Raw genomic sequence first — 17571 nt, 5'->3', positions numbered from 1 at the left:
TAATACGATTCTAAATTAGTTTTAAGTTGATTTAGAATAAACATCAATCCCAGACATGATATAAGGTATTGCTAATTTGATAAATTCTTCTGGTGACAGCTTCTCATTATTTCTTTTCCAATCTTCGGAAGCTCCATAAATTCCCCAGCTTAATATAACAGCAATAACCTTCAGGGTTTGTTTATCTTTGTTTTTGCGCTGTTTTAATAACATTTTATAAAGAATGATTTCAAGCTGTTCTCTAACAAAGCGAGCAATTTTTTCTTCATATCCACTTTTACAACGGTTTGACAAAGATTCTTGAAACCGCGTTGTAGCTAAGAAAATACTAATAATTGTTTCTTCATTAAATTCGCTTTCCTCATACATATTAGAACTTAAATTAACCATTAGCACTTCCGGTAACGCCTTGTCTAACAAATCATACTTATCCTCAAAATGATAATAAAAAGTCGCACGATTAATCATCGCTTCCGTCGTAATATCCTTTACTGTAATATCGGTAAATTCCTTTTTATCGGAGAGATTAGTAAATGAGTCCATGATTAATTTACGTGTACGAAGAACTCGGGGATCTGTGTTTGATTGTGTCATAAAAATTCACTCCTACTTTTTATACAGTTTCTTCAATGTGTCGTATAACCAACAGATTGAAGAAATTATTGGTGTTGCTTATTTTTATTATGTTATACAATTCAATTGTAAGCAAATACTTAACTTATAAATATTGCTTATAAAGCACATTTTTAGCACACAACATTAGGAGGAATAAAATGGTTAAAATTGGTATTATTACAGGAAGTACAAGAGATGCAAGAGTAAATATTCAAGTTGCTGAATGGGTTAAATCCATTGCCGACAAAAGAACAGATGCTGAATATGAATTAGTGGACATTAAAAAATACAATTTACCACAATTCAACGAGCCTGTCCCTGCCATTTTGTCAACTGATTATCAAGCTCCAGAAGCTAAAGTTTGGTCAGAGAAAATCAGCGAACTGGATGGGTTTGTATTTGTTACAGCAGAGTATAATAAAGGCGTTACTTCAGGACTGAAAGACGCTATCGATTATTTATACCCTGAGTGGAATAATAAAGCTGCTGGAATTGTTGGCTATGGTTCTACACTTGGTGTGACTGCAGCGAATAACTTACGATCAATACTATCTGTTCCAAAAGTTGCGGTAGTTGGAACTCAACCGGGGTTAAGTCTTTTTACTGATTTTGAAGACATGAGAACATTTAATCCAGCACCATTTCATGAAGATACCATAAATACAATGTTGGGCGAAGTTGTAGCTTGGTCTACTGCATTGAAAACAATCAGAAATTAATCTTTAGGAGGAGAAGAGCATTGCCTTTTCTCCTCTCACTGTTTTTGAATATTGTAAGGAGGAATTAGAAATGATTAAGATTGAAGCTTGGACAGATTATGTATGTCAATTTTGTTATATCGCTAAACGCGAACTGGAAAATACTTTAGAAGCTACTGGACTAAAAAGTCATGTAGAGATTACTTACAAAGCATATGAATTAGTTCCTGATGGACCGACTACCCCAACAATAACTACATTAGAAGCATTAAGTAAACGAACAGGACAGCCTGCAGCTCAGGTTCACCAAATGGTAGAAAGTACAACTCAAAGGGCTTAGGACTTGACTATCGTTATGACAACATGATGTGGCAAAATACATTGAACGCACACCGTGTCGCAAAGTACGCGCAAGAAATCGGTAAAGCACAGGAATATCAGGAACGTATATTTTATGCGGTATTTACCGAAATTATATTTCTTCCAGACAATGAGCAACTTATCACCTTAGCAAAAGAAGTCGGTCTTGATGAAGATGCCGTACGAGAAATTGTAGAAGATGAAAATGCATATTTAGCTGAAGTTGAAAATGATAAAATGGAAGCATCTAAATTACAAATGACTGGCGTTCCATACTTTGTTATTAACCGTAAATATGCTATTTCAGGCGGTCAGCCCCAAGAAGTCTTTGAAAATGCATTAAAGCAGATTGCTGAAGAAGAAGGGAGTAAGCCTACGCTGAAAAGTTTTGGTTCAGATGGTGATGTTTGTGGTCCTGACGGGTGTTCAATTTAAAAAAAGGAGTTGTTTCTCCCTTTTAAATATAGCCTCTTTCTTTCAGGCTTGTAAAACTGTTATCACTATTTACGACTAAGTGGTCAAGAACTTCGATGCCTAGTAACTTTCCCGCCTCGACTAATCTTCTTGTAACTTTAACGTCTTCCATAGACGGTTTAATGTCGCCACTTGGATGCTGAACTGCAACTACACTTGCTGCGTTATTAAGTATCGCTGATTTAAACACCTCACGTGGATGAACGAGTGAGGAATTTAACGAACCTACATGACAACGATGAACTGCGATAACATTATTTTTCGTATTTAAACACATAACAAAAAACACTTCACGATCATCACGACCAATAAAGCGAGATGCTATCTTTGCTCCGTCTTCTGGACTACGAATAATGTAATCAACACCTTCTTCTGCCTCTCGAATAATTTGTTCAATGCGAACTACTTCTAAAATGGTTTCCATTTAGATCAACCTCTCTATAATTTTTTTGACCTTTTTGGTCACCATATAGAGAATCTTCGCATCGATTAATGTCAAGTGGCGTAAGTAGCAAAACTATCAAGTGATTCGTATATGTTTTGGGGAAGCCCAATGAATTAGGGTGCGTTAAAAGCGTTAATTGCTTTCTTACGCACCCTTATCCTACTTGGCTGACTCATAACATCCGAAGAACGAAGACCCTTTACATAATCGATAATTCGTCTCCACTTTACAGACGAATTAGGAGATTATAATTAGGGGAGCTGAAAAGGAAAAAACCTAACGGACAACTCCCTTCTATCCCAACACAGTATATATTTGCACTGTTCCAAGTTCACTATATTTTAACTTTACTTATTATTCTCGAAGTCTAACAAGTTCTTTCCTTATACTATCTTTTAAATAATTTTTTGCATCCTTTTTAAATCCTACGGGATAACCATCTATATCTTCATTCATTTCAAGGGGGTAGGCATAACCATAATCTAAATCACCAGAAATTAGAGATTGATATACATCATGATTAATTTTTTCCATATCAATTAGCTGATCAATTACAATTTGTAATAACTCGTTTCTCATGTTTACAGCATCTTCTTTTGTCACATTAGGAAATCTTTCTTCTTATATTGATTGATAGGAATTCTTTTATTATAAATATCCTTTGCAACTTTCCCATCCAATGCTGAAGCAATAGTTTCATGATCAATTGTTGTTTTTCGGTTACTATTAAACTGTTTTATTAACTGACTTTTTCTAAAGTCGCGTGCCCAGCAAGCCGTTCATTGCTAGTTGGTGAAAGTCCAACCCGAGTAAGTGCCAAGACGCTCGGTAGCTGACGGGCAACTGGTGGAGAAATCCTAAGGTTGAAGCCTCGTGACAAAGTACTCTTTACGGAGTGCGAGCAACTTAACAGGTTGTAACATCAAGTGAATCTTGCAGCCTCGTCAATTACAACCCTCTAAAAGGAAGAAGGGAAGTCGAGCTTGTGTCTTATAAGCGAAGACCATGGAAGGTGTAAAGAACTTGGTATATCAGCACCGAAGAATCCCTCGGGGTATGGAGAGCGACATGTTAAGAAAGTGATAAACGGAACTGGGGATATCCTCCTCGGTCACTTCTACAAGAAGTAAAACAGAAACCTATAAGCGTTAAGTGAAATGGTGGATGGACTGAGAGGAAGTCGGAGGGGGTCATAGTACCAGAGATGATCATGACAACACAACGTGATCTAGGGAAGGACGGTAGAAACCAATACCCTACTTCGTTCACATGTTGGAAGGAGGTAAGAGTGAGTGAATGCTAAAATAGCTAACTACACCAATCAGGTAAAAGCTCGACAACTTCAACGAACATTATACCTTTGTGCCAAGGAAAGTAAGACACGGCGGTTTCATGCCTTGTATGATAAGATGTATCGTCCAGATATCTTATGGGAAGCATGGCAACGAGTGAAAAGAAATAGAGGAAGTAGTGGGGTGGACAACCAAACCTTGGAAGATATCAGCGATTATGGAGAGAAGAAATTTTTGAATGAACTCTATATGGAACTGAAGGAGAAAGCCTATCATCCACACCCCGTGCTACGAACCTATATACCGAAAGATGATGGGAAGAAACGACCGTTAGGCATTCCGACGGTAAAGGACAGAATCGCACAAATGGCAATGAAAATCGTCATTGAGCCCATTTTTGAGGCGGATTTTCAAGACTGTTCGTTTGGGTTTCGCCCAAAACGAAATGCGCATCAAGCTGTGGCGAAAATTCGCAAAGAAAGTAAACAAAGATATTGGGTGTTAGACGTCGACATCCAAGTTATCACCAGTTTATCATTACCACCAGTTATGACTTGAATTTTGATGGGTTTATAAATACTAATAGGAAAAACAATAGGTTTTTAAATTCTATAAGATCCCAACTGGTGATAATCATATTTCCTACTATAATGAGTTTATCAGTTTTAACACTGAAATTCGTTATGGAGGATAACAATCATGAAAACTACAATCCTTATTGACAATGCTTGCAATTGTCTTGAAAAACAGCTTTTTACCAAGTCGAGCATCTATATCAATTATAGGTGGCATTGGAATCGTTTTATCAAATCTATTTATTTTGAAACTGAGTTTAACCTGCAAAGCATCAATAATTATCTGATTCATAAATGTGGTAGGAATTTACTTCTTGAAGATCCATCAGTACTACCCGTAAAAGAATATCGAATCCGTCATGCTTTTCATTCACTTATTTATTATTTCAACTATCAATCAATGCCAGGAACATCAATGGAGGGGTCATCTATAAGGAAAAAGTTGTCGAACTTCGATAAAATATGTCTAGATAGCTACATGGAACACATAAAAGAACTTGAGTACTCTCCGAATTCCCAAAGATATGCATATAACACGGTTCATACTTTTTTAACAACATGTTCATTATTAGATATTAGCGATGGTCTTTTACTACAATATTTTTATTCGCTTTCCGATCTTTCAAAACAAACTGTAAAATCCAAGTTAAAAGTATTGAAGCGTTTTCTTGTATATTGTAATAAAAAGGAATATATATATTCTGACTACAGTCCATTGTTTCCTTCAAATAAACATCGTAATCATACAGAGATTCCTTCTGTTTATACCCCAGAAGAAATCTTTCAGTTGTTAGATTATATCCGATATAGTGGTGGTATTAATCCAAAACGTAATTATGCAATTGCTCTACTTATTGCGCTTTATGGTTTCCGTGCCGGAGATATTTGGAACATGAAAATTTCTGATATAGATTGGGAAAGTGAAACGATTTGTATTGTTCAGTCCAAAACCAAACAGTTACTTACACATAAATTCAACGGTTATTCTGGCAATGCGCTAACTGATTACCTTCTGAATAAAAGATCTGCTTTTACGAGTGAAAAAGTATTTCTAAAAGCCGACGGTTCTGAACTCGGTTCAGCTGTAACGATATCAACTATGATATCTAATGCATTTATAAGTTCCGGTATTAACATCAACGGAAGAAAACACGGAAGCCACAGCTTAAGACACTCTCTGGCATCAAACATGCTCTCCAATGATACCGGTATTATGGAAATTTCCAAAACGCTAGGGCACGCATCTGTTGATACCACCAGGATTTATTCAAAAGTTGATTTTAATCATCTTCGCCTCTGTGAACTCGAGGTGCCAACTTATGAATAAAACCTACATTTGTGATACTACTTATTTCAGAAGTTATTTGGCAGACTGTATTGTTTCTTTCATTGAGTATAAAGTCAATGCAAACCGTTGTAAACCTGAGTCATTTCTTCCTGTTATGTCACTGTTTGACAGGTACTGTATGGATTATCCAGAACAAGAACATTGTTTAAAGAGAGAGACTGTCATTGGTTTCCTTACTATCGGACCAGATGAAAAAATTCAACTGCATCCAGAAAAGCTTCTATTATACGCTCTTTTGGTAATTACCTTACATCGGTACTCAGAACAAAAAATGTTTATATTGTACCTGCTTTGATAAAACGTAGGAAGAATACCTTTGTGCCATATGTTTTTTCACATGACGAAATTGCAAGGGTGCTGTATGAATCCAGAAATTATCAACCTAAACAAAAATACACAGGAACACCAAATATGTTAAGTTGTATGTCATGTATTTTTACCCTGCTTTATTGTACCGGAATGCGAATTTCTGAAGTCACAGGATTAAAAGTAGAAGAGGTTGACCTGAAACAACGTATTATTCACATTAATCGTGCTAAAAATGATAATCTACGTATTGTAACAATTTCAGATTCACTTTTTGAAGCCTGTAGTAAGTACCTAGAACAATCAAAAACCCGAAAGGGTGTAGGGAGATATTTCTTTGATAGTGGATCTCCCCATAATAATGGACAAGTTTCATCTCAAAGAGCGTATATCTATTTCAGACGGTTTTTAAATATGGCAGGAATAGAGCATAAAGGAAAAGGATTCGGTCCTAGGATGCATGACATCAGAGTCACATTTGCAGTCCATTCATTACAAAAATTATCCCGTATGCCTGGGGATATCAATGTACACCTGATGTCGCTTTCAACCTTCATGGGACATCAATCAATTTACTGTACACAAGAATATCTATGGCTAACAAACGATCTATTTCAGGATACCTTAGAAAAAATGGAGAAATATACATCATTTGTATCATCCATTTTTGACGAAAAGGTGGGTGAGTTTAATGAATAAAACATTTCCTAGTATGCTTGAATATTTTGTTGTCTCTTATGTGAAAAACGAAGCAGGTATGTCTCCTGAAACGCTGAGGTCTTACTATACAGCAATTGAACAGTTTGTCCTCTGGCTAAAGAAAAGCCAAACCCTCCAGATTGAGGATATTAATGTCATTCATTTTGATAAGAGTTACATTCGAATGTTCTTGTCATATATAGAAACCGAAAAAAGTGTATCTATATCGACCAGAAATCAGCGCAGAGCTGGAATTGTCGCTTTTCTTTCTTTTGCAGCTGATATTAATCCGGTTTATGCCAATGCTTATTTAAACGCAAAAGATATAAAAATTAAAAAAGCACCAAAACCAAAAAAAGATTTTTTAACTATTGAAGAATATCAGGCAATACTTGAATCCATAAATATATCCACGGATGCTGGTTACAAGCATTTTATCCTTATTAATGTCATGTATGATACTGCGGCAAGGGTAGATGAAACGGTCCGCATGAACTTGAAGGATTTTTCATTTGGGAAAGAAAATTCTGTTGTCATTTTTGGTAAAGGATCCAAATATCGCAGAGTATATTTAACCAAACATACCGTAAAACTTATGAAGCAATTTCGGCAGAAATTCCTACTTGAAAATGGCGCTTTGTTTAGAAACCGGTGTGGTGACAGAATTTCAGATTCCGGCATAGATTATATACTTAAAAAATATGCACTTGCAGCATCAGAAAAACTGGACTCACTCACCAACAAAACAGTATCTTCTCATATGCTGAGGAGATCCAAGGCAACCCATATGCTCTTAAATGGAGCTAGTCTTCCGGTTATTCAACGCTTTCTTGGACATGAATCCATTCAAACAACAGAGGCATATCTTGAAATTGGATCGGATGCAATGATGAAAGCTGTTGAAGCCGCTGGAAATTTAATTTTTAAAGATAATGCTGAAGAACCGATAGCTTCATGGAAAGATCCTGAAATCCTAAAAAAACTTAAAGGATTAATAAAATAATACTAATAATTATCACCAGTTAGAAAATAGACTATTAAATAATTCAAGCAGGTTTTGTAACTATTGCTTATAAACAATTTTATATTTTATCAACTAACTGGTGGTAATGATTAACTGGTGATAACCTTGATATCAATGTCAACCACAAAATGAAAGTGTGCTTGATTGATAAGGAATTGGATTCTTGCCATCGCATGGTGCGCTGACCGAAGCGGTCTAAACCCATAACTATGATTATAGAATTGAGCTTCAGCAATCGGTTCAAGCACCTGCTTGAAACTTTGTTGGATGACTCGATCTAGAATACAGGGAATCCCAAGAGGTCTCAACTTACCATTATCTTTTTCAATCCATTTTCGTCTGACTTTTTTCGGGCGATAGTTTTCGAGTTTGTTTTGAACTTCTGTCACTAATTCTTCTTCCGACAACTTTTTAATGTCTGTGATGGTTTTTCCATCGGTTCCTGGCGTCTCGGATCCTTTATTGGATTTTATTGTACGATAAGCCAGTAAAATATTTTCTCGAGATGTAATAACATCAAACAGATGGGAAAATGATTGTTGTTGATTGGCTTTGTCGTACAAATCCGTAAACGTCTCCGTCATATCGTAATAATCCCAGTATCGTAAAGCTTGCACTGTGGTATCCCTCCTTACGGAAGTGATGTTCCCACGTTCTTACCCGATCGGTGCAATGCACGTATGGAAAATGATCATTCTTTCCCGTTAGACTTGGGGCTGTTCCTCCACTCCCATTACAGGAGATTCATCAGTCGTACCCCTACCCTCGCAAGGATCAATGCTTTTCAGCATAAGCCTTATAGCAACCATTTCGGATGACAGTCCTTGTCTCAATGATCCTTGTTTTCCAAGTCCCTTACAACCTAGCTTTCCGTTCTGGACGTAGGTGTTCCCTGTAAGCCTGTGAGCTGGATACCGCCTTTGTTCGGTATAGCGTGTTTCAGAGGGCCAATTTTTACTCCACACCACTCACGCCATCGTTGGATGGCCTATAGGTTTCCCTATAGTCAAACTTTAGACCTGTATGTTCGGGTGTTCGTCAGTTCCCTTCCTGGAAACCATTCTCACCATATCCAGTTTTTCAGCCGTGCGGCATATCCGTTGGCATACCTTTTCTAAAGGAATGGCTTCAGCCTTCGTTCTGCCGAATCTACCTGTACTTCAAACCCCATGACCTGTCAGTCATGACGCATGCAGGAGTATTGACGGATGGTTTCGGGAAACATGGCTCCGTCATTCCCATCCTCAGTTGTAAAGTTAGGATTTACTAATAATCCCCTGTATTTCACGCAATATAGCGTTTATAACAGAACTTGTCGAGCGTGGCCCGTTTATTGAAGTTATCCGAAGTCAGTTTTCTCTAAAGTAAGGGGATGGGAGACATTATAAGAACTTTCCTAATAAAATTCTAGCCCAATTTCGAATCCCATTACTACTATGTTTAGCTTTTGTTATGTTAATTCCCACACTTTCAAAGTATGCTAATGACTTACGAGTCCAAGTGCCACTAGCATTGACAAGCTTTATAAGTATTTGATTATAGGTAGAACTCCAATCTTGGTTAGAGTATGACGATAAAATAAGTGTTGATAAGGAACGATGTTCACGTTCTACCTCGATAATATTAAACCGTCCCCCATTCACCATAAATACCTCAGCGATTACATAACGTCTTTTTGTAACGCCGTCGCTAAGCTTTGTAAACTTCCGCTCTCCTAACCCCTCTGGTAACACATCCATAAATGCCCGAATTGCTTTTACTTCTGAGTCCTGCTCCAATATTTTTAAGACATTTATAAAGTCCTGCAGCTCCCCTTGAGCTTGGATCTCATGCAACATTTGGTGTTCCAAGCCTCTTTCAAGTTGTTGTCCACCGACATCTGCTGTAGAACGAATGGAATCGTTGACGCCATAGTATCTTTTGGTGTTTTCATCCTCTTCCATACGCTGCTTTGAAAAACCACGTTTGATCCGTTTGACGTTTGGGACTGAAGTATATTCATGTCTCAAACGATTCATTTGCACAAGATCAAAGTCATCTGTAGATCCATCAACTTCTTCATCTAATGTAAACCCTTCTTGCTTGTCAGTTTTATTTAAAGTACGATATGTATATTTCTTCGCCTCTTTCGACTTCCTTTTATCTTGTATTTCTGGGTGTGAAATAGAGATATTGTCATATGAAATATGCTTATTTTTTACATTAACGATTTTTAATACCGTCCACGTGCTTCTATTTTCCTTTACACGAGCAGTTATTGTAATCGGTTGTCTGAAATTCCATTTAAACTTTAATGTTTGTTCCTGCAACCATGTGAAGGAAATGTTTTCATAAACTTGTCGTAAATCACGATTCGTTAGCAGCCACACCAATTGGTAAACGAATGCTGTCTTTGTGTACTTCAATTCATATAGTGATGAAAAGCTAAGATGAATCTTATTTGCTTCGTATGTTTCTGTGAAGAACTGGGGAAAGGAATTCGATTCAAACAAGCGATATAAAAGAAAGCCATTTGGTGCTAATATACTCCGCAACACTTCAATGACTGGCAGAATGACATTTTTGCCATCAAAGGAAAATATAAAACTGCGAGAAATTGCAGGGTCACCACTTCCCTGTATGTTCCATGGCTTCTCATAATACTGCACTCTGCCCGGATATATTGTTATATCTACTTCCCGTGCTCCTTGCGGTGGCTGACTTGTAGTAATTAACCCATCACTATAAAAATGCTGGATGGCTAAGCAAGGTAATGTGCCCCAGTCCAACAGTACCTTTTCGGTAATTCCCCGTGACATAAAGTACGCATGTAGCATCATTTTATTATCAAAACGGAAGGGATCACCAATCCAAATTAGTCTTGCTTTTTCACCTTTCCTAAACGGCCATTTAATTTTAACCTGTCGTGTGCTCATCATTATCCACTTCCTGTTTTCTCTGCAAATATGTTTCCAAATGCGGTTTTATTTCATGAAAATACTGTGATTTCACCGCACCAATGCGTTGCACTTTCCATAACCTAACAGGTTCTTGTTCCAGCAACATTTGGTCTATAACTTTACAACATCGCCTGATTTGGAACTGCTGTATCGTTTCTGTGACCCCATTTAGGAATTTTTTCGTTTGCGGCAGCTTATCGAGATGTTTCTCTAAGTTCGATAATATTCCAAGACGTTTTCCAACAATCGAAATAGTGATTCGAACGGGCTTATCTAACATTATGAGTTCTTTGGAAAGCTTTTTGACTTTGGAACAGTATTCACGATCACGAACTTCCCAATCCACAGTTGTTTGTGGTTTTTCCTTCGTGCGAATGTTAGGCAACTGTTTAAATAACCATTCCTTATCATGGCGATACAAATAGGCGTACTCCTTTTGAAAACGCTCTCTAATTTGTGTTCTTGAATCATTAGGATATCGTTGTATCCCTTCAAGTAATTTTTGTCGATACTGTTGGAATGTTGGAGGAATTACTATGCTTTCAACCTCTTCTTTTTGCCTATCCATGGATAATAAATACCTCTTCACAGTCTTAGAATCAACTCCAAGCATTTCAGCCATTGCTCTTATGCTAAGATCCTTGTTTTTTGCTATGACTTGTAACTTGTCCATCCAGACATTTCCAAACGCTTTTACACGTCCAATACGGCATTTATCTTCGTTCGATTTAACAGGGCCCTTTCTAGCATAAATGAAGCCACAGGAACACTGAAACGTACCAATGGGGGCGATTGATTTAAAATCTCTTGTAATCTCTACATGATGGATAACGAGTTGCTTATAATGATCAGCAGCTTTATTTAAACATGGCCACGGACCGTTCCCAAAAGGACCTTCATCTTGTTCAACATGCAAAAACTCCTCTACATCTTTGTCTAAAAAATACAGAAAGAATAGGTGGCGCAAAGGGTGCACATGGCGTTTTTCATTGCGGGTTAATACCTTTAACCAATTGTATTCATTTTCCTCATTTAGCCCCGAATCGTGCTTTTCTAGAAACTCTTTTGGGAACTTTGCTTGGAATGCTTCAAATAACTCATTTTGCCTTATTCGATTTGAAGGAGTAAGCAAATTCTTTTCTCTGAGGAGTAATCGATACCTATTAAAGACCTTCTCACGCGAGAACGTTTTTATATCAACATTTAACAATTGATATGCCATTTGTGCTAGCTTAACTTGAATATCAAAATGATCAGAAGATTTCACTTCCTGTAAAGTAGAAAAATCCATTCTTTTTGCCTCAAAGCGAATAAATTTGATTCGACTTTGCTCGTTAAAATCCTCTGGATATTTTCTTAGTTGTAAATAATGATGCGCACATATGTCTATACCTTGTAGTTGGTGTTCCCTATGTATGTACGGTTCACCGTATGTATCAATATCAGATTGAGCACATCGTGAACAATAGTATAAACCGTCTCTCTTGCAAATACCTCCGGCAACCATGCCCAGCCGTGTATACAGACCCTTTCCATCACCTTGGACATCATGCATAATATCTTGCTGTCGATGCTTGGAAAGGAACGGGGCATAAAACGGGTAAATGGTATGTTTCGCTAGTAAATTCTCTACTGAAAAATGATTTCCCATCTGTCCAGCCAAGGAATGAAAATGACTACCAATCTCTAAACTTGGTATCACAGAACGACTTTGAAATACTTCTTCCAACGTATCTTTGTAATCAATATTTCCACTGTAAAAGTGATAACGTGCTATTGCTGAATAAATCAACTCATCTGGATAAGGATCAGTAAAGAATGGCAGCACTTGATTCCCTCCTAGTAGAATTCCTCCAATGGATTTTTGATGTATCCATTAGCCTTCAACAATTCATAAGGGTGTTGCTTTTTGTCCAATGCCCGCTTTCTTAGCTTCAGTAATGGTAGAACCTCTGACTTTTTTACATTTGCCTTTGCCTTTTGATCTTTCTTTTGTTGATTTAACGCAATCGCCTGCTCAATCACATCTGATTTAAGCTGGTGAAAATCAGTATCAAGTGGATATTCCTCGACTATTTTTTGTACCAATTTTTTAATGTCGTTATCTTTCAATCGATCAAAAATACCAAGGGCTGCTACTTCAACACTTAAATTTTCAATCGTATCTTGACGTTTATACTGGATTGTATTTTGGCGTTCTTTAAACGCCTCCTGAATACGTCCTGCTATTTCTGTGTTTCGCTTATGATTCAGCATGACTTCATCCAGATTGATCATGATATCTTCATATTTCATCATGTCTGCCAAATTGTTCGTTCGAATAGCGTTCATCATTGGTTGAATGGTTTGCATATCTTCTTTAGCAGTCTTTTTTAATACTTGTGGTGCGATGATTTCATCCGGGTTATCCTCATCGAATAAAGCTCGTTCTTGTGCTAGAATAAACAAATTGACAGCGACAGCAGTAATTCCTTGGCACTCATAGTAAAATGCCTTTTTCGTATTCTCTGTAAGCTCGGAATAGGATTTTAAGCACTGTAATTCCCAAAGCGTTTCAAGGAAGAACTCCCATTCTTCACTATCCTCCAACATACGATCCCAAATAATAGCTCCATCACTTGCAGCTCGTCTTGCCTGTCTAAAGTTTCCTTTGAATAATTTTTGCGCTTTAGAAGTACCGATTAAGACCGTGGGAATACCAACTGTATTGGACAGCGTTACAAAAAAGTTCAGCATTTCTTCCTGATCATTTTTTGAATGTAGTAAGTGCTGGATTTCATCAATGACCAAAACACCAATACCATACATACTTGCCAAAGATGTCATGTGCAACAACATTGTCGATGTGACTCGATTTAAATAACCGTACTTTTCTAAATAACGAGTACCAAGTAGATCATCAATTGCTTTGAAAAAGCTTTTACAAAGCGTTGATAAGCTTCCATCATATGGACAATCGATTTTAAGCCAAACAATTTGTGTGCGATTAAAAGGTTGTCCCTCATAAGTTTCATGCTTGATCACTTGCGGATACATGAGCAGTAAACGTTCAATCGCTGTGGTTTTACCAATTCCAGAAATACCGATAATAGATAAGCTATCAGCAGTTGAGCGAATATAATTTAAACGCTCCTTGATATGCTTATGTGCAAGATCATCTTCTTCACGTAATTCATGTAACACTCGAACACGCTCTAGAAATGTTGTATCTAATGGATTTCGTGCTAAATAACCCCGTCGAATCAAAGTGGACAACCGACGTTCCACTTCAAAATGAATCGGCAATGGCTGGATAAAGTTCCTGACACGTTTTAATACGTGATAACGAATATTGGATTCACTTAATTTATCTTGCTCACTAATTCGTGGGGTGACCATAAATCGCTCTAGCACATCATCCTCACTGAATATCGGCGGAAGAGCCTCGATAAAAGGATTATTGGTATATTCACTTAAAGATTGTTCCTTATAGACACCTTTCTCAAATTCTCCCTTTAAGACAACCATGTCATTTGTTTTTCCCAAGTTCCTCATCTCGCTTCTTCTTTAATTTTTGCATTAGGCGTGAGGTTGATTTCTTTGGTAGTGTATCTTCACCGTTCTTCTCTTTTATAACGAAGTCGATTACTTCGGCTGATTCACTAACCTTATCTGGTGATAAATCAAATTTTTCAGATTCACGGTTTAATAGTTTTTCAACATCCTTGTTATCGCGAATAGAAGCTATTTTGGCTTTCTTACTCGTCGGTTGGTTGTAAGATTGTTTTTTGTTTTTCACAGCTTTCTTAATGATCTCTTCCATTGCTGCATCTGTATTTATCGTCAGTTGAATTTGATTTGTACGTTCTATTCCTTCTATTTCATTCCGAAGTTGTTGTTGAAAGATAATCTCTTCTAAGAAATCTTCTTTATATTGCTGACTTGGTTCTAACAAAATACACGTCTCAAAGTCTGTTCCATCATCGTGGGGAATATAGATTTTTTCAACGTTTCGAGGATCATAAACAACTTCTACACTTCTATTTTTCAACTTCAAATACCAATGTTCTTCAATCGCTCTTTGAGAACCATATAAGAGATTTTTAAACCTGATGCCAGCCCTTGAAATTGTCGCCTTTCCTCGTGGTAGCACATTCAAACGAAGAATATTTCTATCAATTGTTCTTAGCCTTCCTGTGCGATTTTGAATGCCCCAATTCCATAAATTAATCGGCGTTGGAACTAATCCTTCGGCAACCATTTCTTTTTCAATAGGGTATTTATCAATGACCTTTTGATTATGATGCAGTGCCATTGTAATAATAAGAGACGTAAATTCCTTTAAATTCAGCGTAGCATTTAAACGATAATCCTGATCTCCACGCTCTCGATATTCTTTTTGAATGGCTCCAGGTGCTTTTTGCTTGACCTTCCCGTTAAACGTGCGGAATTTTCTTTCAACAATCCCTTTCAAATCTCCACGGTAAGCCGTAGTATTCTCAATTTTAATATTAAGATTATTAATTAAGTTGTCTACCGAATAACCTTCAAACTCACCTCGGTCTGCAATAATAATTTCAGGCAAATGATGTGTTGGCCATTGCTCAGGTGTAATATCAATACCATATTGCTTACAAAATTCTACTTTATCCGCAACCATATTATCTAAAGCCATCATGGCACCAATCCATGATGGACCTTCTAGTCCAACGTAGAGACCTGTGATCATACGTGAATACACATCTAGTACCGCATAAATAACTGGTCGTCCAATTACTTTATTTACATCAAGCGAACTAACTAAATAAATATCCGCAATAGTTGCGTCAATCTGGAATCTAGTTCCAGGACCATTTGTTTCCGATTTAGAATTACTTAAAATCGGACGATGCTTCAATTCATATTCTTTCGTGCTTTTACGAAACTGAATATCACTTTTTGGGTCTTCTAGTTTTTTGAACCAATAGTAAAATTGATGGTATGAAGGAATTCGGGTAGCATCCCAAATACGATACTTCAGTTCACCGTTCTCCTTATAGCGATCAGAATAGAAGTCACGAAGCATAAAGTTATAAACATCTTTTAATGTGTAGTTATTCTTTTTCCTGTAGTACTTATTGATAACGTGTTCAATTTGGTCTTTTACTTCGTCTGTAATGTTAATACCAGTTTGATATTCATTATTTATATTTATTTTTCTAGGACGACCAACTTTTTCTTTCGTTAAAGCTTTCGTTTTACCTTTACCACCTGAATTAGAGTAGTCAGGTAACATAGCATTTTTAGTCATACCACGCTGCCAATAGCGAGTTAGTAGCTTTTTAACCTTTGTCTTGCCTAAGTTGCTCTCTTGAACGATTTCACGAATCTTGCTTTCTCTTCCTTGTTTTTGGAGCAAATCTGGCATATTGGGGATACAGTATTTTTGTATATTTCCCCAATCTTCTTCACGCTTACGAATTTGCACCTCTGTTAAATCATCTTCGGAAATTACTTTTGCATAAGGATCACTAATCGCTAACAGTTCACTTTGCTTGATATCTGTGGTTAGACTAGAGTATAGCTCTTTGCGTGGCATAGCACTGCTGGTGTCAATATTAACTATATAGACATACGGTTCTTCAATATCTATTACACGAATTCTTTTTGAATCTGTGACATACTGAAATACCTGATTAATATAAATCATCCGTACTTCACCTTCTCCAATTTACTTTCATCAATATACTTAACATCAATTGGTTGCTCTAAATCAATCGGCTTGTACATATCTGTAACCATTATTTTTTTAGCAAGCAAATGATAAAACAACGTAACACCACATCCAAAAGGCAAATGTGTATCTGCATCAAACTCACTAGTAATTTCTCGGATACTACGCGAATTATTCAATAAACGATTCATAAGAGACATTGATAAATCTTCTATATGTTGATTAGCCATTTCTCGATATACGTCATAGCTCCGAATATCAAAATAATCATGAATATAACTAATATTTCTAGCCATTGTCTTATTGATTTCTTCCTCTGTTACAATACCCCAACTAATGCCTTTACGCTCCCAGAATTCCCGTTCAATTTCGAATTTTTCCAACACACGTTCTTCTAGTAGCTTATCTTTCATTTTGATAGTATGAGCGACCTCAAATACACCCTGTCCCTTATCAACTGTTAATAAAAAGTCCGTTGTCATAACAATTGGATCGCCTGTTTTTGGATCAATTGGGTGTTTAACTCCAAGCTCTTCCGCAATGACAATTGTCTCTTCTTGTGGTAATAAAGGAAATTGTTCACGAATATCTAAGACAACATCGGAAAATTCGGTCAAATAAAAGTAGTTTCGTTCTAAATCAGATAAAAACTCATGTTGTCTGCCAGTTTTTATACCCTTTAATCTCGTTGACCGACCTAATGAGGAAACATCTTGAACTTTTAGCCAAGGCTGATAATCTGCCCCACTGCCAATTCCTCTACCTTCTTTAATCCATTTTTCGACTTTAGATATTCTTTTTCTTTTCACCACAAAAACACCCCTTTAGACAATCATATCCAAAGGGGTAAAACTTCGCAACTTTTTTATAAACATCGTGACTTTGTTTTAAACATCGTATCTTTTTTACAAACGTCGCAACTTTATTTCAAAGCCACACAACAGTGTAGCTTTAAAATAAAGTTTGATCAGAAATTCCTCACAAACCCTTATATCACCGTAAACAAGAAGAAACCATTTTGAAAAAAGATTGATCAAAATGGATTCTTCCTTTACGCTGCGGTGTTCAATTTTTATAAAAAAGTTAGATCATTTTCTGATGTGA

Annotated in this window: 17 protein-coding genes; 8 read left to right on the top strand and 9 right to left on the bottom strand. The window is 36.8% G+C overall.

What is annotated here, in order from left to right:
* Positions 1–21: 21 nt before the first annotated feature.
* Positions 22–594 carry a TetR/AcrR family transcriptional regulator gene (locus JOD18_RS15300; protein WP_204670002.1) on the bottom strand — a complete coding sequence of 191 codons (573 nt, stop codon included), beginning with the start codon at positions 592–594 and terminating at the stop codon, positions 22–24.
* A gap of 179 nt (positions 595–773) precedes the next feature.
* On the opposite strand from JOD18_RS15300, the gene JOD18_RS15295 reads away from it, so the two are divergent.
* The 3 genes from JOD18_RS15295 (at position 774) to JOD18_RS24635 (ending at position 2108) form a co-directional block, all read left to right on the top strand.
* Positions 774–1334 (top strand): NADPH-dependent FMN reductase, encoded by a 561-nt coding sequence (locus JOD18_RS15295; protein WP_204670001.1) that lies wholly within the window; start codon positions 774–776, stop codon positions 1332–1334.
* Between the two features lie 70 nt (positions 1335–1404).
* Positions 1405–1653: a DsbA family protein gene (locus JOD18_RS24640; RefSeq protein ID WP_275583024.1), complete on the top strand. Its 249-nt coding sequence runs from the start codon at positions 1405–1407 to the stop codon at positions 1651–1653.
* 41 nt (positions 1654–1694) lie between these two features.
* Complete coding sequence (locus JOD18_RS24635) at positions 1695–2108, top strand: DsbA family oxidoreductase (RefSeq protein WP_275583023.1); 414 nt, start codon at positions 1695–1697, stop codon at positions 2106–2108.
* A 22-nt stretch (positions 2109–2130) separates the two neighbouring features.
* Here the strand turns inward: JOD18_RS24635 and JOD18_RS15285 are convergent, their stop codons facing one another.
* Both JOD18_RS15285 and JOD18_RS15280 read right to left on the bottom strand, forming a co-directional pair.
* On the bottom strand, positions 2131–2571 hold the full coding sequence (locus JOD18_RS15285) for a JAB domain-containing protein (protein ID WP_204670000.1): 441 nt from the start codon (positions 2569–2571) through the stop codon (positions 2131–2133).
* A gap of 375 nt (positions 2572–2946) precedes the next feature.
* Positions 2947–3195, bottom strand: a complete 249-nt coding sequence (locus tag JOD18_RS15280) for a hypothetical protein (RefSeq protein ID WP_204669999.1) — start codon at positions 3193–3195, stop codon at positions 2947–2949.
* Between the two features lie 689 nt (positions 3196–3884).
* Between JOD18_RS15280 and JOD18_RS24810 the strand changes: the two genes are divergently transcribed.
* The 5 genes from JOD18_RS24810 (at position 3885) to JOD18_RS15255 (ending at position 7815) form a co-directional block, all read left to right on the top strand.
* Positions 3885–4442, top strand: a complete 558-nt coding sequence (locus tag JOD18_RS24810; RefSeq protein ID WP_204669998.1) for a reverse transcriptase domain-containing protein — start codon at positions 3885–3887, stop codon at positions 4440–4442.
* Positions 4443–4583: 141 nt separating this feature from the next.
* The gene (locus JOD18_RS15270) at positions 4584–5786 is read left to right on the top strand and encodes a tyrosine-type recombinase/integrase (RefSeq protein WP_204669997.1); all 1203 of its coding nucleotides are present in this window, start codon (positions 4584–4586) and stop codon (positions 5784–5786) included.
* The gene (locus tag JOD18_RS15265) at positions 5779–6102 is read left to right on the top strand and encodes a hypothetical protein (protein ID WP_204669996.1); all 324 of its coding nucleotides are present in this window, start codon (positions 5779–5781) and stop codon (positions 6100–6102) included. The genes JOD18_RS15270 and JOD18_RS15265 overlap by 8 nt, the downstream gene beginning before the upstream one ends.
* A gap of 23 nt (positions 6103–6125) precedes the next feature.
* Positions 6126–6812, top strand: a complete 687-nt coding sequence (locus JOD18_RS15260; protein ID WP_204669995.1) for a tyrosine-type recombinase/integrase — start codon at positions 6126–6128, stop codon at positions 6810–6812.
* Positions 6805–7815: a tyrosine-type recombinase/integrase gene (locus JOD18_RS15255; RefSeq protein WP_204669994.1), complete on the top strand. Its 1011-nt coding sequence runs from the start codon at positions 6805–6807 to the stop codon at positions 7813–7815. The genes JOD18_RS15260 and JOD18_RS15255 overlap by 8 nt, the downstream gene beginning before the upstream one ends.
* A gap of 110 nt (positions 7816–7925) precedes the next feature.
* On the opposite strand, the gene JOD18_RS15250 is transcribed toward JOD18_RS15255, so the two are convergent.
* The 6 genes from JOD18_RS15250 to JOD18_RS15225 all read right to left on the bottom strand — a co-directional run bounded on the left by JOD18_RS15250 (position 7926) and on the right by JOD18_RS15225 (position 17279).
* Positions 7926–8453, bottom strand: a complete 528-nt coding sequence (locus tag JOD18_RS15250; RefSeq protein WP_420827806.1) for a reverse transcriptase domain-containing protein — start codon at positions 8451–8453, stop codon at positions 7926–7928.
* 765 nt (positions 8454–9218) lie between these two features.
* Positions 9219–10754 (bottom strand): Tn7-like element transposition protein TnsE, encoded by a 1536-nt coding sequence (locus tag JOD18_RS15245; protein WP_338029551.1) that lies wholly within the window; start codon positions 10752–10754, stop codon positions 9219–9221.
* Positions 10732–12603, bottom strand: coding sequence for a TnsD family Tn7-like transposition protein (locus tag JOD18_RS15240; protein ID WP_204669993.1), 1872 nt, complete (start codon positions 12601–12603; stop codon positions 10732–10734). The genes JOD18_RS15245 and JOD18_RS15240 overlap by 23 nt, the downstream gene beginning before the upstream one ends.
* 11 nt (positions 12604–12614) lie before the next feature.
* Positions 12615–14309, bottom strand: a complete 1695-nt coding sequence (locus JOD18_RS15235; RefSeq protein WP_239588157.1) for an ATP-binding protein — start codon at positions 14307–14309, stop codon at positions 12615–12617.
* Positions 14284–16443, bottom strand: a complete 2160-nt coding sequence (locus tag JOD18_RS15230; protein WP_204669992.1) for a Mu transposase C-terminal domain-containing protein — start codon at positions 16441–16443, stop codon at positions 14284–14286. Before JOD18_RS15230 ends, JOD18_RS15235 begins: the two co-directional genes overlap by 26 nt.
* Positions 16440–17279 carry a TnsA endonuclease N-terminal domain-containing protein gene (locus JOD18_RS15225; protein WP_204669991.1) on the bottom strand — a complete coding sequence of 280 codons (840 nt, stop codon included), beginning with the start codon at positions 17277–17279 and terminating at the stop codon, positions 16440–16442. The genes JOD18_RS15230 and JOD18_RS15225 overlap by 4 nt, the downstream gene beginning before the upstream one ends.
* Positions 17280–17571: the final 292 nt, after the last annotated feature.

This window comes from Gracilibacillus alcaliphilus (assembly GCF_016909015.1).
GTDB lineage: Bacteria > Bacillota > Bacilli > Bacillales > Amphibacillaceae > Gracilibacillus > Gracilibacillus alcaliphilus.
Note: the sequence above shows the minus strand (reverse complement) of the source record. Positions and strands in the feature narration are given on the sequence as shown.

Bases quoted from the DNA above. Each gene is read 5' to 3' on its own strand.
- JOD18_RS15300 (WP_204670002.1), bottom strand. From the start codon at position 594: ATGACACAATCAAACACAGATCCCCGAGTTCTTCGTACACGTAAATTA.
- JOD18_RS15295 (WP_204670001.1), top strand. From the start codon at position 774: ATGGTTAAAATTGGTATTATTACAGGAAGTACAAGAGATGCAAGAGTA.
- JOD18_RS24640 (WP_275583024.1), top strand. From the start codon at position 1,405: ATGATTAAGATTGAAGCTTGGACAGATTATGTATGTCAATTTTGTTAT.
- JOD18_RS15285 (WP_204670000.1), bottom strand. From the start codon at position 2,571: ATGGAAACCATTTTAGAAGTAGTTCGCATTGAACAAATTATTCGAGAG.
- JOD18_RS15270 (WP_204669997.1), top strand. From the start codon at position 4,584: ATGAAAACTACAATCCTTATTGACAATGCTTGCAATTGTCTTGAAAAA.
- JOD18_RS15265 (WP_204669996.1), top strand. From the start codon at position 5,779: ATGAATAAAACCTACATTTGTGATACTACTTATTTCAGAAGTTATTTG.
- JOD18_RS15255 (WP_204669994.1), top strand. From the start codon at position 6,805: ATGAATAAAACATTTCCTAGTATGCTTGAATATTTTGTTGTCTCTTAT.
- JOD18_RS15245 (WP_338029551.1), bottom strand. From the start codon at position 10,754: ATGATGAGCACACGACAGGTTAAAATTAAATGGCCGTTTAGGAAAGGT.
- JOD18_RS15235 (WP_239588157.1), bottom strand. From the start codon at position 14,309: ATGAGGAACTTGGGAAAAACAAATGACATGGTTGTCTTAAAGGGAGAA.
- JOD18_RS15230 (WP_204669992.1), bottom strand. From the start codon at position 16,443: ATGATTTATATTAATCAGGTATTTCAGTATGTCACAGATTCAAAAAGA.